The organism is Klebsiella pasteurii, assembly GCF_018139045.1.
In the GTDB taxonomy this organism is placed as follows: Bacteria; Pseudomonadota; Gammaproteobacteria; order Enterobacterales; family Enterobacteriaceae; genus Klebsiella; species Klebsiella grimontii.
Genome location: NZ_CP073236.1, coordinates 1,048,054 through 1,067,245 on the forward strand (window position 1 = coordinate 1,048,054; position 19,192 = coordinate 1,067,245).

Sequence of the window (19,192 nt, forward strand, 5' to 3'; positions counted from 1 at the left end):
CGGGCAGGCTGGAAGCCCTTAACCACGCCGATGCAATGAATCTACGAGTGCGACGAGGAGGTGCGAAGCCACCTTCATGGGGGGGTAGGAGGGGGTTTACATGCTTGAGGTCAAACTTTATAAATTTTATGTATCTATCAAGAGGGACGGTTCCATTTCATCCCGGGCTCTGGCGTACAATTGATAAAAAAATACGAGTAGATAACTACGGATGAAGCCATCGGATTTTAAAAGTCGTCAGGCAACTTCACTGGTCTCCGGGCCATTGCGGCTGACGAGAGATTTGCCGCTAATCCTGACCAAATTCGTCCCACCACGCTCTTCGATACGGCTGCTACAGCGCTCACGGCTTCTTCTGCTCCTCGATCGCATGCAGCGACGCCGTCTGGGTGTCGTTTGCGCGGGAGCTGGATTTGGCAAAACCACCCTGTTGGCGCAGTGGTATCAGCAAATGATTGCCCAGGGCGAACGCGTTGCCTGGCTTAGCCTCGATGAGGATGATGATGGCGTATGGCAGTTCATTCCTTATCTACTGCAAGCATTGCGGCCGCTCTATGGCGATTGGGACGCCGACTTTTGGCGCAACATAGAAGAACAGACGCCCTCCAGTTCGCAACAGCTGCTGGCCGGGTTGATTAACCAACTGCATTACTGTCCGCACGACCTGTATCTGATCGTTGATGACTTCCATATGATCAATGATGCCGGTGTATATGAAGCCCTGGGATATTTGCTCAAGCATGCTCCTGCCGCCTTGCATCTAATCATTGGCAGCCGTTTCCACCCCAGTCTGTCCCTGAGCCTGCTTCAGGCGCAGGACCAGCTGGTGGAAATTTATGATCGAGACCTGCAATTTACGCTCGAAGAAACCAGAAACTATTTCAGCCAGACGATTGATGTACCACTCAGTAATCAGCATGTACAGCGGCTACGTTCCGCGACAGAGGGGTGGATCGCCGGCATGAAAATCGCTTCGTTGTCCCCAGAATTGCTCAATGATCCAGAACATCTGCTGCGCAATATTCGTGGTGGAACCCGCGCCATCGCCCGTTATCTGAAAGAGGTGGTACTTGACCCATTGCCTGCGGAAATTTTTGATTTTCTTGTCAAAACGTCGTTTCTTAATCGTTTAAATGCCGGGTTATGTAATGGGGTTACAGGGCGTGATGATAGTGAAGCGATACTGGCATGGATTGAGCGGCACAATCTTTTTTTGTCAGCCCTTGACGAACAAGGCTGCTGGTTTCGCTACCATCCTCTTTTGCAGGAAACCCTGCGAACGATATTGCAGCAGAACAACGATATCAACCTCAAGCATTTACATGAATTAGCCAGTCATTGGTTCGTTGAACAGAGATTGTGGTCCGAAGCGGTACGCCACGCACTTGCAGCGGGCAAGCCGATCCATAACCCCGGGCAGGATGGTGCAGGAGCGCAGTCACTGGCGGAAGAAGGGGATATAGATACCCTGGTTTCCTGGATGCATCACTTACCCGCAAGTACTGACCCTTCGCGCATTGACCTGCAAATCAATTTGGCCTGGGCGCTGGCGCACTATTTCCGCTTCGATGAATCAAGGCAGTTGCTGGATAATCTTGACCAAATGGTCGTTAATCACCGTGATGATATAACCCCCAACGCCTGGCTCAAATTACGTGTCGTGCGCGCAATTTGCGAAGCTTTTGCCGAGAAAATCCCGGAAAGCCTGGCGATTGTTGAGCCGTTGCTGGCTAAAGTGCCCTGCGGAGACACCTGGGTCGATGGCCTCATTTGCAATATTCTGAGCTACTGCCACGTGGTTAACCAGCGCTATACCGACGCTCTTGAGGTTCAACGGCATATGCCTTGCCCGGAAAGCCCGCTCGACAATCTGTTTGTCTCGGTTTATCGCGCTTTTATCATTACTCAGTGCCATCTTGGTCAGGGTGACCTGGAGAACGCCTGGGGGTATGCAGAGAATGCATTGCGCCAGGCTGAGCGTTTTACCGGCCCTCAGTCGACCAGCGGCGCGACGCTTGCGCCGCTGCTGGCGGAAATAGCTTACGAACGTAAGAACCTGGACTCATTAAATACGCTGTTAGCAGACAGACTCGAATTTATCGATCGGTTTGGTCCACCCGATGCCTTGAGTCGCTGCTATACCTATCTTGCGCGCCAGGCCTTAAATGACGATATGCCGCATGAGGCAGAACGGCTGCTGGAACACGCGCAACGACTAGCGGTGTCTCGCGGATGGCAACGGCCGCAGGCTTTATTGTTAGCAGAGCAGGCGAGAGTGCGCCTGCAGCGCGCGAATTATCCAGGCGCAGAGCAGCTGCAACGGCAACTCGAACAACTGGCCGCCCATGCCACAATTGATGCCGAAAATCCCTGTCAACGCGCAATAGCTCAGCATGCAATCGTCAGCCGCAGCCGCCTTCTTCTGGCGTCAGGCCAGGCGCCACAAGCCAGACTTTTACTGGGCGAACTCGTGACTGAGCAGGAGCGTCGGGGCGACCGGCTATCCGCAGCGCGCCTTCGTACGCTATGGTCATTATCCTTGTGGGATAGTGGCGAAAACGCGGCTGCCGTGGCTGCATTGCAGCCCACCTTGCAATTAGCGGCACAACAGCATCTCAAACGAATTTTTCTTGATGCTGGCGAGGCATTGCAGCTTCTGCTTGTCCATGTACGCGAAACCTCAGCAGCCAGCGAAGGGGATGACCATTTGCCCGTGAAAAGGAGCGAGTCTGAAGGCAAGCGGATTCAGCGTGAAAATAGTGATGTTAACCTGGATCTCAGTGACCGAGAGCAGCAGATATTACAGCTGATTGCTGATGGTCAGATGAACAAGGAAATCGCTCGCTCTTTGACTATCTCTACTGAGACGGTGAAATGGCACATCAAGAACATCTACGCCAAGCTCAAAGTCAATAGTCGTACGCAAGCCATGAGTCGGGCTCTGGAAATGAAGTTACTGGATTAATAATGTGAGTAATGTGCAAATCTAATCAAAAAGTGAATATGTCAATGGCATCTATTAGCTGACTTTTTACGGGCTGCCCGACGAGGGCTGTCTGATTTTGAGTTCAGGTCTTTAGCTTCTCCTACAGCCTTTACGTACAATAGATTTTACCGGGGGAGGCAGAGCAAGGCAGAATTTACTAAAGCTTACCAGCAGACTTTCTCAGCATAGTAATATCCCTCTTAGGTGATTCCCCGAACATCCGCGTATATTCCCGGCTGAAATGAGATAAGCTTTCGTAACCGACAGCATAGGCTGCTGTGGTGACATCGTAATGTTCATTCAGCATCAGTCGCCTGGCTTCATTGAGGCGCAGCCATTTCTGATACCGGAGCGGGCTCATTCCCGCAAGCTGCCTGAAATGTTGGTGGAAAGAGGGCGTGCTCATTTGCACGCGGTTTGCCAGCTCCTCGACACGTAAAGGTGATGCAATATTGGTCTTTAACCAGTCGATAGCTTTACCGATACGGTAGCCATGGCCGTCTACTGCTGCAATCTGTCTGAGATGATCGGACCGATCGCTCATCAAAAGCCTGTAATGTATCTCTCTTTGAATCAGCGGCCCAAGAACAGGAATGGCTTCAGGCTCGTCAAGCAAAGAAAGCAGACGGCAGAAAGGCTCCAGCAATACATCAGTCATGGTCCCTATCCCTACACCCGTTCCCGCGTCTCGTTTTTTGACCGGCGGCAGGCTTCCCTGTGCAATTAATTCCATCAGCACGCGCTGGTCAAGTTTATAGGCGACGCCGACACAGGGCCGGGATGTCGAAGCCTGCAATACTTCCGAACTGGCTGGCAGATCAAGAGACGTGATCAGGAATTTTTCCGCATTATATTCATATGGTTCACCGCCAACCCACATGATCTTCGCGCCATCGGCCACCAGAACGATACTCGGAGGAACCAGGCAGCTCACCGGAGGAGCGGGTTCGTTTCGGCGGAATAATTCCAGTCCTTCTACGGCTGTAGGGAAATCACCGGTGCCGGGCGTGCGCTGAGCAATATCCCGGGAGAGCTCGCCGAGTCGTCTCTCAATCGATTTGTCTGAAATCATTCCATCACCCCCCATATTTGTTAAGTCTGTGCGACGTTGCCAACTTACCCGTTATGAAAAGTGAAATATACGCTTTGGCATCATGTTAATAGGATCAGGCAAATAATACAGAGTATTTTAATAACAGATTTCATTAGCGACATCCAAAATAGACATACCGAAATGAGACGCTGACTACAACCCAATCCGCATCCAATTTGAATGAAGGTATGACTATCATGACGCTAAAAACTTCAACCCGTTTTTTTAATGGCGCACTCCTTGCCGGAACGCTGGCCATGATTTCAACAGAAGCTGCGGTCGCACAGCCGGCAGCAGGCACAGCTGATTCTTCAGTCCATCTGGTTCAGACGTGGGATAAAACTTTCTCAAGGAGCGACAAAGTGGATCATCAAAAAGTGACTTTTAAAAACCGTTACGGCATTACGCTGGCCGCAGATGTATATCTTCCTGAAGATCGCGGAAACAGGAAGCTTGCTGCGCTTGTTATTTCCGGGCCTTTTGGTGCGGTAAAAGAGCAGGCATCAGGTCTGTATGCTCAGACCTTAGCAGAGCGCGGATTCGTGACGCTGGCATTTGATCCGTCTTATACCGGTGAAAGCAGTGGTGAACCGCGCAATATTGCTTCACCTGATATCAATACCGAAGACTTTATGGCAGCCGTCGATTTTATTGGACTGCAACCTTATGTGGATCGTGAACGTATCGGTGTCATCGGTATCTGCGGCATGGGGGGGATTGCCCTGAACGCTGTTGCCGTGGATAAACGCGTAAAAGCGGTCGTTGCCAGCACCATGTATGATATGAGCCGCGTGATGTCGAAAGGCTACAATGACAGCGTAACGACGGAGCAACGCGAGCAGGCGCTGGAGAAGATGAGTCTTCAGCGCTGGGAGGATGCGGCAAACGGCAAACCTGCATACCAGCCAGACTATAATAAACTGAAGGGCGGTGAAGCACAGTTTCTCGTGGACTATGCGAACTACTACATGACCAAACGCGGATATCATCCACGAGCCGTCAACTCCGGCAATTCATGGTCCGTGACAACGCCGATGGCATTTATGAATTTCCCGCTCATGACCTATATTAAGGAAATTTCTCCGCGCCCGATCCTGTTCATTCATGGCGAAAGAGCGCATTCGCTGTACTTCTCCAAAACGGCTTATGAAGCGGCAAATCAGCCAAAAGAGCTTTTGATTGTAAAAAATGCCACCCATGTTGATTTATATGATCGCATGGACAAGATCCCGTTCGATAACATCACGGCATTTTTTAACAAATACCTTAATAAATAAATCATAACACCGTCCGATATTCTACGAATCAGCGTTATCGTTTTATGTCCTTAATATACGAAATAACGTAGACAAAAGAGGGAAAGCTTATGCTCTGGAACCGCGAGCTCTTAGCAAAAATAGATACAGCGGACGACCTAAAAATCGCGCCGTACCGTCCCGATATGAATACTACCGGCACGCCAACATGGATTTGGGAAGTGACGGTGGATGACCGACTTTTTGTCCGCGCCTATAGTGGTACCCGTTCAAAATGGTATCAGGCAGCACTAACTCGACGGGCGGGTAAAATAGTGGCTATCGGCCAGGAATTCGACGTGCGGTTCGTAAAACCGTCGGACCCAGTTCTTGAAAGTAAAATCGATCGGGCCTACCAGATAAAATATTCCAGCAGTAGCTATGTTTCCGCAATGACGGGAGCTCGCGCCAGAGCGGCCACGGTTGAGATATTACCTTCGTGAATGCCATGCCGCAGAAATGTGACAGACCTCCGTCCGCTGGCTGAACGTGGTCTATTCACCATTGATGTGGCCCTTCAATAAACATAAATTCCAGCGCCGTCCGTCGCTGCGCAACTCGGTGATGCTGAGCGGGTGGATGTCGATGCGTGCAAATGAGTGAAGTGGGGCGCCGAGAACATCGACGATCATGGCGCGGATTATGGCGGCTGGCGCAATGGCACAGTGCCGACCTTGAATATCGACGTGTTTAGCCAGCCAGCTGCCACAGCGCGCCAGCAGCTGTGCGCGCGACTCTCCGCTCGGCGGAGAGTCACCCTCAAGCCATGCCCGGAATGCTTCGGCGTCTTGCGTCATCACCTCACGTAATGACCGACCCGCCCAGATGCCGTAGTCGGGTTCGGCCAGTTCCGTTACCAGAGTACCCGGTAAAGAGAGCGCAGCTGCGGTTTGCCGGGCGGCGGTGTCTGGGGAGATCCAGACGCGTTGATAACGGGCAGTACCGCTTTGTAACTGATGGGCCCGTTGCCACTCCCGTGCCTCCAGAGGATCATCACAGGGGAAGTGTGAACCTCTGGAAGCTGCCGTTTCTCCCTGGCAAATTAGCGTTAGCGACGCTCTCATGATGTTAACCGCGCCAGAAGGCCAGTCGCTGTCCGCGTGTCGCCGGCGGGCGTTCGGCTAAGGCGCCGAAAACCACACCGATGACGCTCCAGAGCACAAGATGCGTGCCGAAGGAGCTTATGCGAAAACGCCATAGCAGGTCAGCCGGGAAGTGGTCGGATACTTCGTTCACGGTCGGCATCAGGGCACAAACCACGAGCATCAGCGCCACGGCGAACAGCGTTGCCCACATCATCGCATCTGCTCTGCCGAGGCGCGGCATTAGCTGATGTGATAACCACGCGGCCGCGATGACGATGCCGATGGAAAGTAACATCATGACGAAGTACAGCCCGGTACGATAGCCGATGGTTTCCGGGTTGCCGACTGCGGGCGGATTGGGCGGGTATTTCAGACCTGGCATCAGGCTCATTGCCAGAAAGCCACCCAGCGCCAGGCACAACGCCAGCACACGCGGGTTCGATGGCCCAAAGCGCTGGTAGCTAAAGGCCCACGCCAGCGCCAGACCGCCGCCCAGTGCTGCGCCAAACAGCGCCATGCCGGTCATCAGGCCGATCCCGGACTGGGTCTGTCGGCTAAACACCTCTTCTTCTTCGCTGTCTGCTGACGCGCCGTGTTGGTGAGCATGAGCTGACATGCTTTTTTCCAGCCCAATCGCGCGGTCGACCTGCGGCTCGCCGAAATGGTGCGCAAAAGCAAACGCCACCAGTCCCGCCAGAATGCCGGCCATCATCCCTTTAAATAACAGTTTCCCAATCATTTCCGCCTCCTCAGTGGCAGGGAAAACCCAGCAGATGACGTGCGTCGTGGAAGAATTCATGCACCTGAGTGCCGGAAAACATCGACGTCGCGCCTTGTTCCGCGCCAACAAAATAGATTGCCAGCAGCGCCAGCAGGGCGGTGAACAGCGCCCAGGGCAGCAGTTTCGCAACAGGAATTGGGGCGGCCGGGATGTGGGTGTTAAGGGTGATATCACTCATGGTGTAACTCCATTATCGATTTTACTGTTGGAAACGAGAGCCGGACTCACCGTGACCGGCACGCCCAGCGAAAGGTGATGATGGCTATGTGCTGGCGGGCAACTGGCGTTCGCCAGTACAATCGGCTGACCGTGGGGCGTGTTGAGATACGCCTGACGCCACTCCTGCGTCCGTCGGCTGATATCATCCGGCACAGCCAGGTTGAGTGCAGTCACCATGTTTTCCATCGCCGCCGTCCACTGACGATAGTAGGCATCATTCACGCTTTCACCCGGTTGCGCCGGCGCCGCTTTGATCTCTTTACTGAATGTCTGTACCCATTCTGCCCACGGGAACAGCCCGGCCCGGTGGAGATGGACTATCAGGGAGAATGCTTTTGCCTGCCAGGGCTTATCGAACACCGGCCCTTCCTCATCGCGCGGTAACCCGATGGCGGCGTAATCGTGTTGAGTCGCAGTATTCATGCTTCTATTCATACTTCCTCCAGATAGTCATCCCACAGATCGATGAACACCTTGTCCGGACGCGGCTCGCCCCACAGTTCCTGCGCGGTGAAACTGACGCTGTAGACATGCTGGGGATGTTCGCCCAGGCCGTGCGCCGCAGTATCTGGCGTGATAAACACACCGTGAGCGATCTCTATGCGACCGACTTTATCGCGTGCGTAGCGTGGCAGACGGGTATGTGTGGTCGGATTGAAATTTTTCGTTCGTACCCGATCGCCTACCCGGAAGCGGGGCGTAACATCATGACTGACGCGAGCAGACCCGCCGGTGCTAACGACCTTCGATACCATATCCTGCGTCAGCACAGGCGTGCCAGGCATACAGGGGGTAGGCTTCGCGCCTCCCCACAACTCTTCAACGGTGATCACCCCCTTTGACAGCAGCAGCGTTTCGAATGCATGCAGCCAGTGCTCGTAGTAGCTCGACTGCAGATATTCTGTCGGCGCCATACCTTCGATAGCGTGGCGGAATTCATCGACGTTAAAGTGTCCGCCGACGAACAACGAGGCAAACAGAGGAAATACCCTGCGTTCCCACTCATGATGGAAATAGGGCTCGTTTTCCTCAGTAGGGATCGGGCCAAGGCCGTGCATTCCCCCCAAATCATGTATCCCGTTCATGGTTTTCTCCTTTCGTTATGGTGCGCTAACCACACCGGTGCCAATCATCGAATCGCGGGTGACCAGCTCGATTAACTGCGTTTCGCTCCAGCCGTCGGTCCCCGCCGGACGTTCTGGCAGGACCAGATAGCGCAGCTCGGCGCTGCTGTCCCAGACGCGGATCTCTTTGCTTTCTGGAATGTGTAACCCGAACTCGGCGAGAACGCCGCGCGGGTCGATGACGATACGTGAACGATAGGGCGCTGATTTGTACCACACAGGCGGCAGCCCCAGAACCGGCCAGGGGTAGCAGGAACACAGCGTACAAACGGTGACGTTGTGCACGTCCGGCGTGTTCTCCACGACCAGCATGTCTTCGCCCTGTATTCCGGAGAAGCCAAGTTCAGCAATGGCGGCGGTGGCGTTTTCCATCAGACGACGTTTGTATTCCGGGTCACTCCACGCTCTGGCGACAACCTGTGCGCCGTTTCGGGGGCCGACTTTGTGCTCGTAGGTGTCAATCAACTCATCCAGCGCAGCCGGGTCGATCAGGCCTTTTTCCTGTAACAAGGATTCCAGTGCGCGGACACGTAGCTCGATGTCTACAGGTGGTTGGGTATGGTCGTGGTCGTGTTTATGGCTCATTTTATGCTTCCCGAGAGTTAAGGTTAAAAATTCCGCCAGTCACCGCAGGCCTCGAAAGCGGCGGCGGCCTGATAGATAGTGTTTTCAGCGTAATGACGTCCTACCAGCATCATGCCCACCGGGAGTCCGTCGACCATGCCACAGGGAATAGACATCGCCGGGTGACCGGTGATGTCCTGCGGGGCGGTGTTACCGATCATTTCGAAAGCGCGCGAAATATATTCGGTGATTGAGCAGTCTGGGTCTGGCATCGGCTGAGCGAGGATAGGTACTGTAGGCATCACCAGCAGATCGAAATCGCTCAGCGCGCGGTCGTAGCCGGCACGGGCCCGACGCGCAATATTCTGCGCCCTTGCGTAGTAGCGACCGTTATAGCGTTCCAGCCCATACTGGCCGACGAACATGCAGACTTTGAGCGATGGGGAGAGGGCATTCGCGCAGTCGCGCCATTGCGCGTGTTTGTCCAGCAGGCCGACGTCGTACTGGCCTTCCCAGTTAAAGCCCATGCCGTTGCCGTGCATCATCTGGGCGGTCAGACCTTCGCAGCCGATAGGCGACCAAAGCGCGCCCGCCAGATTGTGTTCCGGCACGGAAATTTCGCTAACGATGGCCCCAAGCGCTTGCAGGCGGGCGATAGCGGCTCGTACCTTCGCTTCTACCTGCGGGTCCATATTCGGCAACTGGAATCCCTCGGTCAGAATGCCGATTTTCAGGCCGTGCGCGCCTTTGCTGAGGGCGGCGGTATAAGTTTCTACAACCGGCGCGTACTGACGCGGATCAAGCCCATCACTCCCGGCGATGGTTTCCAGCATTAGCGCGTTGTCGCGCACGTTGGCAGTGATGGGACCGGCGTGGTCGATGGTCGCCTCAATCGGCATGATGCCCGTATAAGGCACCAGACCGTGGGTCGGTTTCATGCCGTAGGTACCACAGAAGGCGGAAGGGATACGTATGGAACCACCCTGATCGCAGCCTATCGCCATGTCCACTTCGCCAATCGCTACCAGTACGGCGCTGCCTGAGGACGAACCGCCGGAGGAATAGCCATGACGATGGGGATTGTGTACCGGGGCCGGGTCGGAAGTGTGGCTGCCGCCGGAGAGGCAGAAGTGCTCGCAGGTGGCTTTGCCGAGAATAGTCGCCCCGGCATCCAGCAGGCGGGTGGCCACGGTTGCGTCGTAGGATGGGACGAAACCTTCGAGGGTGGAGGTTCCGTTCATCATCGGTACGCCGGCCAGCGAGACATTGTCTTTAAGGGCGATGGTCCGCCCGGCCAGCGCCCCAGTCGCCGCACCTTTTACCTCGGTTTTGTAATACCAGGCGTTGAGCGGATTGTCCTCGCCAGTGGGACGGTATCCGGCGGCGCGTGGATAGCGGACCTCCGGGATGTCGTCAGGAAGAGAGTCGACCAGATCGTAGGCGTCGAAGTTAGCCTGCATCAGCGCGAGATATTCTTCAGCCTGCGCCGGCGTCAGGTTGATATGCAGCCGACTGGCAAGCTCTTGCAGTTCTTCGGCAGTGGGACGTTGAATAGCCATGTTTTTTCCTTTTTCCTGTGTTTGCTCATGCATCAGTCTTGAACATAAGCCCGGAATGCCATCCAGACTTGGTTATCCGGGTCAGTCGTTTGGCTGAAATGGACACCCACCCAGCCAGTGGGTGTCCGTAAGGTGTTAAGACGGCTTATCGGCTTTAGGCCAGTGGATACCGACACTTTTCATGCCCTTGGTCACGTCCATGTCAGGGTGTGAGAGCACTACATCGCGGTACGAAGGACTGCCGATAACGGCGGGCTTGAACTGGGTCAGGAAGGCAGTGACCTCTTCACGAATATCCTGCGGCACGTTGAAGTTTTCATAACACTCATCGATAGATTCGAACACGGCTTTCCAGTGCACCTCGGTCAGCCCCATGCCGCGGTGCGCGGTCACCATATCTCGTCCCCGATAGACGGTGTTGCCACCCCAGTGCTTGCACAAGAAATCAACGAAGTTGATATGTTCTTTCTGGAATGAAGACTCGGACACGTGCGCCCAGATATGGCCGATGTCGGGATGCTTCATACAGGTCTTCAACACTTCGCCTGCGAAGGCGTAGACGGCGTCATACCCGCCGAGACGTTCATACAGGGACGGCTTTTGCTGCTGTTCGTTCATGGTGGATTTCTCCGTAACATGTGAGTGGAAGGGGATGTTGCGGTCTCTGTTCAATCAGAACAGTTTCATCACGCGCAGGGTGGTGTGGAGATCTTCCTTAAAACCGCCATCAACGTTGATATCGCGTTGGAGCAAGCCCTGCACTTGCACCGTAGGGGTGATGAATTTCGACAATTCCAGCCTTACCTGATCCGAACGCGTCGCTTGTCCGTTCTCGACGCCGTCAATCTGCTGTTTACCGCCCCACGATTTGGCGTAACCGGCAGAGACGGTCCAGGTGTTGTCTGCGGGCGGCGTCCAGCTTATCCAGCCCTGAAATTGATAGGTGTTGTCTTGTTTGAGGCGGCCGGTGCCGATGCCCGTGGCATCGTCGTTGTCGCCATACCACAGCGCATCAGCAGACAGCTGGGTGGCGAAACCGTTACCAAGCTGCTGCACGCCGCCAAGCTGCAGGTCGAACTTCCAGCGGTTCTCACCGACGTTGAGCGTACGCCCGGCATCGTAGGAACCGGCAGGGACGTACAGGTAGGGCACGAGGGCGAAGGTGGTGCCGGGGTTGTTCACCAGCCAGACAGGGGCGGTCAAAATAGGGTCGCCCAGGCCGCTGGCGGAATCGAGGCGGGCGCCGCCCAGGGAGCCGTTATAAAGACGTCCGTAGGGCATCAGCACCTGCGGCGCGACGGTGAAGCCAGCCACATCCATATAGTGGACGTAACGAAAGATGCTGACGAAGGAATCCAGCCCGGTGCCTTGCTTAATTTCGTCGCCGCCTGTGGGGGTAAAGCTGTCTCGCGTGGCGTAGGTGAAATACGCCAGAATGGCATCGGTACCGGCAGGCGCCGGAATGAGATCCTGTGAGTTGAGATCGACCGCATGGGCCGGGCTCGTCGCCAGCCAGAGCGTGCAGGCGACCAGGCTGATGCGAGATGTGGTGCCACTAACAGTCATAACGTTACCCTCATGTCTGATATCTCTTGTTTATTTCCCGGTACCAACGTGGCCGGACGACATTACGGTTACTGATATTAGGGAGAAATTTGCGGCGTACTTGTTTCATAAGGACAGTCGTTTGGCTGGCAGGGACAACGGGCGGGCAGGGTGAAAAGGTTCATAGCGTGATGCTCCGTCGTAGCGCAGATGTGCACGCCTGGAGTGCGATTATCGCTATTTCGACGCCATTCGCGACGTGGGACGCCAGGCGCGTCGACGCATTTTCCGCCATATTTCCGCAGCCTTAGCGCAGATGCTCGTGATAGACGGAGGCGAAATCTGTGTGCTGGCACGATAGTTGCTGCCCGTCACACCGTGTCTGTTGTTTATGCGGGAATCAAGGCGCGAGGTGAGTAATAATGAATAGCATCATGCAATCTGCGGGCAGCTCCCACTATTCGACCGTTGGCGTTGCCGAGTCGCGCCGCTTCGAGTACTGGAACGATGTGGTGTTGCGTCACTGCATCCCGGCCGCCAGTGTGCCCATGGCTGGGGTCGACTTTGATGCCCGGCTTGCGGTACGCGGTGTGGGTATGGTGGATATCTGTTCGTTGTCTGCGCCGTTGCACCGCTGGGAACGCACCGCGCGTTATCTGAGACAGGGCCCAGACGACGATCTGTGGCTGGGCTATATGCAGGGAGGGTACGGCCAGCTTGAACAGGGGGGACGCAGGGCGGCGCTGACGGCGGATAGTCTGGTGCTATACGATGCCGCCCAGACTTTCAGCTTTAGCCTGGGTGGGCGCGATAACCATCTGGTACGGGTCCCGCGGCATCTGTTGAGCGGTCGTTTGCCGAGAATTGAAAACCTCACCGCGATGGTACTGGACGACGGTCGCCCCGGCGTGATCCCACTGCGCGAAATGCTGCGTCAGGCAACAGCGATGCCAGACTGCCTGGTCAATCCAGATATTTCTGGTCGTTTCTCCCAGACAATGCTGGATCTGCTGGTGCTGAGTCTGGAATTGCAGGATCTGGATAACGTTAGCGCTGAGCGCGATCTCTACGCCCGGATGATGATTTACATTCGGCGGCAACTTGTCGATCCAGATTTGAACATTGAGAGCCTGGCGCAGGCGCACCACGTTTCCGTTCGCACCGTCACGCGGGCTTTCGCCCGTCACAAAAAAACGCCGATGGCCGTAATTTGGCAGGAGAGGTTGCGAGCGAGCCGGGAGGCCCTCGAACGCGGACGAGTCAGTAGCGTTTCCCAGGCAGCGCTGGATTTTGGCTTCTCCGATTTCTCTCATTTTAGCCATGCCTTCCGCAAAGCCTTCGGTATCTCGCCTCGCTCACTGCTGCCCAGGGAGCGGCAAAATTTGTGATGCGCTATTGCGCAGTGCTGATCCATAACGATGAGTGAAACTGCGCGTGACGAAAGGGGCTATATCCAGGCGTTGCGGCGGCAGGTGGATGACAAGATGGTGTTAGTTCTTGAGAAACTAGAATGATTTGAATAATCCCGGTTAGGCGGGCGATATGGCTACTGGGGCGAATTGCGGCAACTCGGCCTTTCGAATGGGATTTAACATAATATACATTATGCGCACCAATATAGAAGCCGCAAGATTATGCGGTTTTGATCAGAACTCAGTTAACCATCCTGGGATTCTGCTCATGGCCCATTCAGCGCAGTTTTTTACTTTGGATGAAGTTAACCCCATTCAAGATGTTGTCGACCGGCACCTAACAACGCAGATGGCCGCGCAGCGCCTGGGTATCTCCGCTCGTCAGTGCCGACGTCTTCTCGCGTTACCGTGAATCTGGCCCGCCTGGTAAACCGCCGTCGAGTAAAACCCAGCAATAACCAGCGGCCTGATGGCCTTGCACAGTACGCGCTCAATATTATCCGAGAACGCTATACCGACTTTGGCCAATGCTGGCGTGTGAAAAGCTTGCAGAACTGCACGATGTCCACCTGTACAAAGAAACTGTCCGGTCGCTTATGGTTAAAGCCGGTCTCTGGATCCCCCGCAAACAACGTGCGCCGAAAATTCAGCAATCGTCTTGCCTGTTGTGGTGAGTTGATCCAGATTGATGGCTGCGACCATCACTGGTTCGAGAACCGTGCACCCGACTGTACCGCACTGGTCTACGTCGACGACGCGACGAGCCACCTGATGCAGCTTCGATTTGTAAAATCGGAATCGACATTCACCTATTTTGAGGCCATCCGGGGTTACCTGGAAAAGCAGGATCACATTATACGATGGCGTAAAGATTCCACAGATTGGTTAAGGGAAGTTATTATTTTCGACGCGCCATTGACCATGCTGGCTTCCCTGCTCTACCTACGAACGCCTCTCGGAAATCGTTCAGGGAACAATCGCAGATGTAAGAAACCGCCACGCCATGATGGTAACGTTCACCGTCCTGTGTAAAACCCAGTCATTGCCTCTGGTCATGACTGTGTAGTAAATTTGGCTGTTGATTAGGTGCAGAGCAATGATAGAGCGTTTTCTGCGACACGATAATTTTACGCACTATGAAGGTTAAATTTTGAAAGCAACAAATTTTTCGGAACTAATAAAGATAGCCGCTCTGCAGCTTTTTAGAGAAAAAGGATTCAACAATGTCTCCACCCGCGATCTTACACAAAAGCTTAATATTTCAAGGAGCCACATCTATCATTATTATAGTAACTGGGAAACATTAAAAAAATCGGCCATAAAATATATGTTTGATAATGACATCGAGGAATGTCATGCAACGTTTAATGCCTCGGAAAGTATGAGCCCAACTGACAGGGTCAGGCTGTATATCAAAACGCTGTTACCTGATGCGCCATCAGCGCACTGGCTGCTCTACCTTGAACTCTGGCCGATGGCCGCGCGCGACGATGATTATGCTAATTTGGTCCATAATCAATCACTCCAATGGATCAATATACTCGAAGAAATCATCGACTCCGGAATTAATGAGGGCGAGTTTTCCTCGATAAACGCTTCGGTATCCGCCAGACAAATAAATGCATTAATAGATGGATACTCGAGTATGCTGATCCTCGATTATTCAAAAGAAAAAAGAACCGCTTTTCTTAATGAAATATATGAGATTTCTTTTAAAATCCTTGGCAAACCCTTCTGAAACGCATGAAAAACCCGCAGTAGAAATTAGCGCTTGTTTATGCCCAGATAGCTTAAAATGCGTTTCATTTTACTTTCCGCGGTGGTGTTACCCGCAACTCGGGCATCTATCCATGTCTCATCGGCTTCAGGGTGAGGGCCTGATAATATCACATGCCCTTCCCCATATTTATATCTGGCGATAGCGACATCCCCATTGTCGTAATAAGCTATCGCCTGGAACCCAGCGTTTGAGGTTGTGTTATTCAGATAGGGGCCATCCTGATAGTAAAAAGGTTCCTGTTTATTATTCCATTTCACTTGCAAGGTGTAATCCCCCTCATCATAGGCGCGTGAACCAGGTCTTCCCACTTCTGACTCAAGGGGAGCATCAATGAGCCCAATCCAGTCTTTATCGGCAAGATACGCCCCCATGCAAATGCCAATAAAATCTTTGCCGCTTTTCACAAATTGACGGATAGCCTCAGCGCCATCATCACCAATGACGTCATAAGAACCGGGTATATCCTGACCGCCGCCGGGTTGAATGTAGATATCGAATTTTTTAAGCGTTTGCTCATTCACTTTCAGCGTTTCTTTTTCACCCACATAAGCGATATTCAGGGGCAGGCCAGTACCGACGAGCGATTTCACCACCATTTCTGAACACCCCGCGCACCCGGCGTCTCCCCTATAAACAGCGATACGATAAGTTTTTGATGGTGAGGCATTTGCTGAGGTTGGTGTAGAAAAAATAGAGAAAGTAAAAGCCAGAGCAAGGGTAATCATATTTGCTCTCATCAACTGAGTGTCCTGGAAAAAAAGTGGCATTACGCTATTCCCCTTGTCATAGAGTGTTTTGTAAATCATTAAGAACCATTTTTACCATTCTAAATGCATGACATAAAATTAGAGCGGTCGCTCAAATTTAACTTTGGCGTTGATTTTGTCAAGCGTTTTTAAGCGCAGCAAAAAAAAGTTAATACGTAAAAAAGTGTAACTCTGACAAAGTTGTATAAATTTTTTAGAGAGATGCAGGCGACATACGAAAGGATAAAAAAGCAGAAACAGCAGTAACCTTGAAATAATCAACTAAGGTATAAGGGCTAATTAACAGGCGCTGTCCTGTAAGCCATACTTAACTGAACAAGACATTTTGTTTTTCGTGTATGTCCGCGAGAGTATGCATCGGCGCGCACGAGGCAGATGAGAAACGGCGATGGCCCGAATCGTATAGAGACGCAAACCTGAATATTCCGGACACCGCGCTTCAGGACATCGCTCAAGACGCCGATAGCGGGCAGTATCCGGACTGTACTATTGAACGCCGGGGCAACGGTACTACCCTGCCCTTTATGACTGACGACCGGCTATCTCACCCACGCACTTCTCCCTGAAATTTAGCATCGTCGCGGTTAATGTCGAAAATTTGCCACCTGACGTGGTTGGCATTGAGGGTGAAAACTGCCGTGGCGAGGGTGTTCTCCTCATCCGGATCGTCGGCAGCCAGCCGATAAATTGGCAGTTCGGCGTCATGGGTATCTGAGAGAATGGTTTTTGCCGCCGCGGCGTCAAACGGAGGTTGCGTTTCCCGCCACTGCATAAGGCGTAACTGCCGCGACGCTGAACTGGCGGTAACGATCTGCTCAACGCCAGCCAGTGCCGCATGCACCAGATGGTTGGCATGCCCCGTTACCGTCGTCAGGGGTAGAACGGAACAGCCTTGACCGGTGGCCTCAACGCTGAACAGCCGCGCATCGCCCAGTTGCCCGAGCGTATGGTGAAACGCCCCGGATCGCGGCTGGCCGGTAAGTATAGTGATTGCCTCGTCGAGGGTGTTCGCATTCAGCGAGGCGCGAGCCAGGATCTGACGCGGTAATCCCTGCGGACGATGCACTGCACGGATGTTATTCACCGTGTTAACGATACCTTTTTCATTCACCGCAAAGGTGTGGCCGCAAATCGACCCCGGATAGGCAAAACTCGTAAAGCTCAGACCGCGACTCGGGGTAATGGTAGCCAGCAAGCATTCATCCCGTAACTGAGGAAAACCGTCTTCATTGTGCGCGATAATCCGCTCGCCTGCGGCGTTTACCCCGGCCACCGTCGTACAGCCATCCGACGTTGAGCGCACCAGATCGCCACGGCAGTTCCAGGCAAAGACCTGATCAACAGTGGACTCCAGCCCCTGCGCCAACCCCTGCAGCTCCTGCCAGATGTGCGGATAATGCCGCTGCACCTCGGCGCGCATTAACCGGGTCTCAGGGGATGCCTGCAGAGTCATCACCGTTTGCCACAATGACGTGAGCCTCAGTTTCTGATGCCATGCTTCACGGCCAAGCTCGCCAAGGCGCAGGCCAATCTCAAACGGGGAACCACTGATGTCGATTTTCTTCATGTAATGGATTCACTTATGTTCATGAAACGTGCTGTAAAAATTCTCTCAGGCGCGGATTGCTACTGGCATTCAGCAGGATATCAGGTGGGCCATCTTCAGCAATGGTTCCACCATCGATAAAAATCAATCGAGAGGCCACATCGCGTGCAAAGCCAATCTCGTGCGTCACTATAATCATGGTCATCCCTTCATCCGCCAGTGAACGCATCACTTTTAATACTTCGTGGCGCAACTCCGGATCGAGCGCAGAGGTTGGCTCATCAAACAGCATCATTTTCGGTTTCACCGCCAGCGCGCGAGCGATAGCCACGCGCTGCTGCTGGCCGCCTGAAAGCTCTGATGGATAGTGCTCGGCTCGTTCGCGTAGGCCGACACGTTCCAGCAGCGCCAGCGCCTGTTCGCGGGCTGCCGCTTGACTCATTCTGCGTACGCGGATAGGTCCAAACATCACATTTTCCAGCGCCGTAAGATGCGGAAACAGATGAAATTGCTGGAATACCATCCCCGCTTCGCGGCGGATTTCGCACTCGTTGACGTGAGGATCGGTCAGGTGCATCCCGGCAACCAGCAAGGTGCCGGAGGAGATCGCTTCCAACTTGTTGATACAACGCAGCAGCGTCGATTTACCTGAACCTGAAGGACCGATAATCACGACCACTTCACCGGCATCAATTCTCAGATTGATATCGTGCAGCACCTGCGTGGTGCCGAAATGTTTAGCGACCGCGCTAAATTCAACCATGCTCATAAAATATGGATCCTTTTCTCCAGTTGCTTCAGCAGGAAGCTCAGGCACAGGGTGACGGCAAGATAGATCAGGGCTACCGCTGTCCAGACCTCAAGGGCGCGGAAGTTCCCGGCGATGATCTCCTGCCCCTGGCGCGTTAATTCCGCGACGCCGATAACGATGAACAGCGAGGTGTCTTTAATGCTGATAATCCACTGGTTGCCCAACGCCGGGATCATGCGGCGCAGGGCCAGCGGCATAATCACGTGCCATAGCGTTGCGCGCTGCGATAATCCCATTGCCAGACTGGCTTCTTTAAACCCTCTATTGATGGACAAAATTGCACCACGCGTAATTTCCGCAATATACGCGCCGGAGTTAATGATAATGGTGACCATCGCGGCCGTGATGGGGTCGATACGAACGGGCAGAATCATTGGCAAGGCAAAATAGATAAACATCACCTGTACCATAATTGGCGTACCGCGAATCAACTCAACAAAAATTAATGATAACGTTTTCGCGATGCCGCCTCCCAGCGCACGGCAGATTCCTGCCAGCAGACCGATGATAAAGCCGCCCGCCAAACCGACCATAGAGATCAATACTGTCAGCTGCAGCCCCTGTAATAATAGCGGCAGCGATTCCCATATATATTTCGTTTCGAAATTCATAATGCGGTCTATTA

20 protein-coding genes and 1 pseudogene are annotated in these 19,192 nt (G+C 53.6%); 7 read left to right on the forward strand and 14 right to left on the reverse strand.

Annotation, left to right across the window (positions count from 1 at the left end; genetic code table 11):
• Nucleotides 1–211 precede the first annotated feature (211 nt).
• Nucleotides 212–2,965 carry a winged helix-turn-helix domain-containing protein gene (locus KCG39_RS04970; protein ID WP_338033203.1) on the forward strand — a complete coding sequence of 918 codons (2,754 nt, stop codon included), beginning with the start codon at nucleotides 212–214 and terminating at the stop codon, nucleotides 2,963–2,965.
• A 178-nt stretch (nucleotides 2,966–3,143) separates the two neighbouring features.
• On the opposite strand, the gene KCG39_RS04975 is transcribed toward KCG39_RS04970, so the two are convergent.
• Nucleotides 3,144–4,058, reverse strand: coding sequence for an AraC family transcriptional regulator (locus KCG39_RS04975; RefSeq protein ID WP_142468261.1), 915 nt, complete (start codon nucleotides 4,056–4,058; stop codon nucleotides 3,144–3,146).
• Nucleotides 4,059–4,267: 209 nt separating this feature from the next.
• Between KCG39_RS04975 and KCG39_RS04980 the strand changes: the two genes are divergently transcribed.
• Both KCG39_RS04980 and KCG39_RS04985 read left to right on the forward strand, forming a co-directional pair.
• The gene (locus KCG39_RS04980) at nucleotides 4,268–5,356 is read left to right on the forward strand and encodes an alpha/beta hydrolase (RefSeq protein ID WP_172880189.1); all 1,089 of its coding nucleotides are present in this window, start codon (nucleotides 4,268–4,270) and stop codon (nucleotides 5,354–5,356) included.
• 89 nt (nucleotides 5,357–5,445) lie between these two features.
• Nucleotides 5,446–5,817 (forward strand): DUF2255 family protein, encoded by a 372-nt coding sequence (locus KCG39_RS04985; protein WP_142446543.1) that lies wholly within the window; start codon nucleotides 5,446–5,448, stop codon nucleotides 5,815–5,817.
• A gap of 51 nt (nucleotides 5,818–5,868) precedes the next feature.
• Here KCG39_RS04985 and KCG39_RS04990 read toward each other — a convergent pair whose 3' ends face one another.
• From KCG39_RS04990 to KCG39_RS05030, 9 genes are all read right to left on the reverse strand, one after another.
• The gene (locus KCG39_RS04990; protein ID WP_142446544.1) at nucleotides 5,869–6,438 is read right to left on the reverse strand and encodes a histidine phosphatase family protein; all 570 of its coding nucleotides are present in this window, start codon (nucleotides 6,436–6,438) and stop codon (nucleotides 5,869–5,871) included.
• Nucleotides 6,439–6,442: 4 nt separating this feature from the next.
• The gene (locus KCG39_RS04995; protein ID WP_142446545.1) at nucleotides 6,443–7,198 is read right to left on the reverse strand and encodes a CbtA family protein; all 756 of its coding nucleotides are present in this window, start codon (nucleotides 7,196–7,198) and stop codon (nucleotides 6,443–6,445) included.
• Between the two features lie 10 nt (nucleotides 7,199–7,208).
• Nucleotides 7,209–7,418, reverse strand: coding sequence for a CbtB domain-containing protein (locus KCG39_RS05000; RefSeq protein ID WP_004120437.1), 210 nt, complete (start codon nucleotides 7,416–7,418; stop codon nucleotides 7,209–7,211).
• Complete coding sequence (locus tag KCG39_RS05005) at nucleotides 7,415–7,882, reverse strand: nitrile hydratase accessory protein (protein ID WP_032742121.1); 468 nt, start codon at nucleotides 7,880–7,882, stop codon at nucleotides 7,415–7,417. Before KCG39_RS05005 ends, KCG39_RS05000 begins: the two co-directional genes overlap by 4 nt.
• 8 nt (nucleotides 7,883–7,890) lie before the next feature.
• On the reverse strand, nucleotides 7,891–8,544 hold the full coding sequence (gene nthB, locus KCG39_RS05010) for a nitrile hydratase subunit beta (protein WP_004120434.1): 654 nt from the start codon (nucleotides 8,542–8,544) through the stop codon (nucleotides 7,891–7,893).
• 15 nt (nucleotides 8,545–8,559) lie between these two features.
• Nucleotides 8,560–9,168 (reverse strand): nitrile hydratase subunit alpha, encoded by a 609-nt coding sequence (gene nthA, locus KCG39_RS05015; protein WP_004120432.1) that lies wholly within the window; start codon nucleotides 9,166–9,168, stop codon nucleotides 8,560–8,562.
• Between the two features lie 23 nt (nucleotides 9,169–9,191).
• Nucleotides 9,192–10,706: an amidase gene (locus KCG39_RS05020; protein WP_142468262.1), complete on the reverse strand. Its 1,515-nt coding sequence runs from the start codon at nucleotides 10,704–10,706 to the stop codon at nucleotides 9,192–9,194.
• A gap of 135 nt (nucleotides 10,707–10,841) precedes the next feature.
• Complete coding sequence (locus KCG39_RS05025; RefSeq protein ID WP_049112087.1) at nucleotides 10,842–11,324, reverse strand: group I truncated hemoglobin; 483 nt, start codon at nucleotides 11,322–11,324, stop codon at nucleotides 10,842–10,844.
• Between the two features lie 54 nt (nucleotides 11,325–11,378).
• The gene (locus tag KCG39_RS05030) at nucleotides 11,379–12,272 is read right to left on the reverse strand and encodes a transporter (protein ID WP_123829378.1); all 894 of its coding nucleotides are present in this window, start codon (nucleotides 12,270–12,272) and stop codon (nucleotides 11,379–11,381) included.
• Nucleotides 12,273–12,439: 167 nt separating this feature from the next.
• Between KCG39_RS05030 and KCG39_RS27905 the strand changes: the two genes are divergently transcribed.
• From KCG39_RS27905 to KCG39_RS05045, 4 genes and pseudogenes are all read left to right on the forward strand, one after another.
• The gene (locus tag KCG39_RS27905; protein ID WP_256682062.1) at nucleotides 12,440–12,562 is read left to right on the forward strand and encodes a hypothetical protein; all 123 of its coding nucleotides are present in this window, start codon (nucleotides 12,440–12,442) and stop codon (nucleotides 12,560–12,562) included.
• Nucleotides 12,563–12,673: 111 nt separating this feature from the next.
• Nucleotides 12,674–13,639: an AraC family transcriptional regulator gene (locus tag KCG39_RS05035; protein ID WP_004120423.1), complete on the forward strand. Its 966-nt coding sequence runs from the start codon at nucleotides 12,674–12,676 to the stop codon at nucleotides 13,637–13,639.
• A 292-nt stretch (nucleotides 13,640–13,931) separates the two neighbouring features.
• Nucleotides 13,932–14,506, forward strand: a pseudogene (locus tag KCG39_RS05040) (transposase family protein); the annotation flags it as partial.
• A gap of 307 nt (nucleotides 14,507–14,813) precedes the next feature.
• A complete protein-coding gene (locus KCG39_RS05045; RefSeq protein ID WP_049112082.1) occupies nucleotides 14,814–15,401 on the forward strand; it encodes a TetR/AcrR family transcriptional regulator in 588 nt (195 codons plus the stop codon).
• A gap of 26 nt (nucleotides 15,402–15,427) precedes the next feature.
• On the opposite strand, the gene KCG39_RS05050 is transcribed toward KCG39_RS05045, so the two are convergent.
• From KCG39_RS05050 to glnP, 4 genes are all read right to left on the reverse strand, one after another.
• Nucleotides 15,428–16,210 carry a BPL-N domain-containing protein gene (locus KCG39_RS05050; RefSeq protein WP_049112122.1) on the reverse strand — a complete coding sequence of 261 codons (783 nt, stop codon included), beginning with the start codon at nucleotides 16,208–16,210 and terminating at the stop codon, nucleotides 15,428–15,430.
• A 544-nt stretch (nucleotides 16,211–16,754) separates the two neighbouring features.
• The gene (locus KCG39_RS05055) at nucleotides 16,755–17,777 is read right to left on the reverse strand and encodes an acyl-CoA--6-aminopenicillanic acid acyl-transferase (RefSeq protein ID WP_049112079.1); all 1,023 of its coding nucleotides are present in this window, start codon (nucleotides 17,775–17,777) and stop codon (nucleotides 16,755–16,757) included.
• A 19-nt stretch (nucleotides 17,778–17,796) separates the two neighbouring features.
• Nucleotides 17,797–18,519: a glutamine ABC transporter ATP-binding protein GlnQ gene (gene glnQ, locus KCG39_RS05060; RefSeq protein WP_032742120.1), complete on the reverse strand. Its 723-nt coding sequence runs from the start codon at nucleotides 18,517–18,519 to the stop codon at nucleotides 17,797–17,799.
• A gap of 2 nt (nucleotides 18,520–18,521) precedes the next feature.
• A complete protein-coding gene (glnP, locus tag KCG39_RS05065; protein ID WP_142446546.1) occupies nucleotides 18,522–19,178 on the reverse strand; it encodes a glutamine ABC transporter permease GlnP in 657 nt (218 codons plus the stop codon).
• Between the last annotated feature and the right edge of the window lie 14 nt (nucleotides 19,179–19,192).

What these genes read in the sequence shown, in the direction of transcription:
- KCG39_RS04970 (WP_338033203.1), top strand. Translation starts at nt 212, where the DNA reads ATGAAGCCATCGGATTTTAAAAGTCGTCAGGCAACTTCACTGGTCTCC.
- KCG39_RS04975 (WP_142468261.1), bottom strand. Translation starts at nt 4,058, where the DNA reads ATGATTTCAGACAAATCGATTGAGAGACGACTCGGCGAGCTCTCCCGG.
- KCG39_RS04980 (WP_172880189.1), top strand. Translation starts at nt 4,268, where the DNA reads ATGACTATCATGACGCTAAAAACTTCAACCCGTTTTTTTAATGGCGCA.
- KCG39_RS04985 (WP_142446543.1), top strand. Translation starts at nt 5,446, where the DNA reads ATGCTCTGGAACCGCGAGCTCTTAGCAAAAATAGATACAGCGGACGAC.
- KCG39_RS04990 (WP_142446544.1), bottom strand. Translation starts at nt 6,438, where the DNA reads ATGAGAGCGTCGCTAACGCTAATTTGCCAGGGAGAAACGGCAGCTTCC.
- KCG39_RS04995 (WP_142446545.1), bottom strand. Translation starts at nt 7,198, where the DNA reads ATGATTGGGAAACTGTTATTTAAAGGGATGATGGCCGGCATTCTGGCG.
- KCG39_RS05000 (WP_004120437.1), bottom strand. Translation starts at nt 7,418, where the DNA reads ATGAGTGATATCACCCTTAACACCCACATCCCGGCCGCCCCAATTCCT.
- KCG39_RS05005 (WP_032742121.1), bottom strand. Translation starts at nt 7,882, where the DNA reads ATGAATACTGCGACTCAACACGATTACGCCGCCATCGGGTTACCGCGC.
- nthB (WP_004120434.1), bottom strand. Translation starts at nt 8,544, where the DNA reads ATGAACGGGATACATGATTTGGGGGGAATGCACGGCCTTGGCCCGATC.
- nthA (WP_004120432.1), bottom strand. Translation starts at nt 9,168, where the DNA reads ATGAGCCATAAACACGACCACGACCATACCCAACCACCTGTAGACATC.
- KCG39_RS05020 (WP_142468262.1), bottom strand. Translation starts at nt 10,706, where the DNA reads ATGGCTATTCAACGTCCCACTGCCGAAGAACTGCAAGAGCTTGCCAGT.
- KCG39_RS05025 (WP_049112087.1), bottom strand. Translation starts at nt 11,324, where the DNA reads ATGAACGAACAGCAGCAAAAGCCGTCCCTGTATGAACGTCTCGGCGGG.
- KCG39_RS05030 (WP_123829378.1), bottom strand. Translation starts at nt 12,272, where the DNA reads ATGACTGTTAGTGGCACCACATCTCGCATCAGCCTGGTCGCCTGCACG.
- KCG39_RS05035 (WP_004120423.1), top strand. Translation starts at nt 12,674, where the DNA reads ATGAATAGCATCATGCAATCTGCGGGCAGCTCCCACTATTCGACCGTT.
- KCG39_RS05050 (WP_049112122.1), bottom strand. Translation starts at nt 16,210, where the DNA reads ATGCCACTTTTTTTCCAGGACACTCAGTTGATGAGAGCAAATATGATT.
- KCG39_RS05055 (WP_049112079.1), bottom strand. Translation starts at nt 17,777, where the DNA reads ATGAAGAAAATCGACATCAGTGGTTCCCCGTTTGAGATTGGCCTGCGC.
- glnQ (WP_032742120.1), bottom strand. Translation starts at nt 18,519, where the DNA reads ATGGTTGAATTTAGCGCGGTCGCTAAACATTTCGGCACCACGCAGGTG.
- glnP (WP_142446546.1), bottom strand. Translation starts at nt 19,178, where the DNA reads ATGAATTTCGAAACGAAATATATATGGGAATCGCTGCCGCTATTATTA.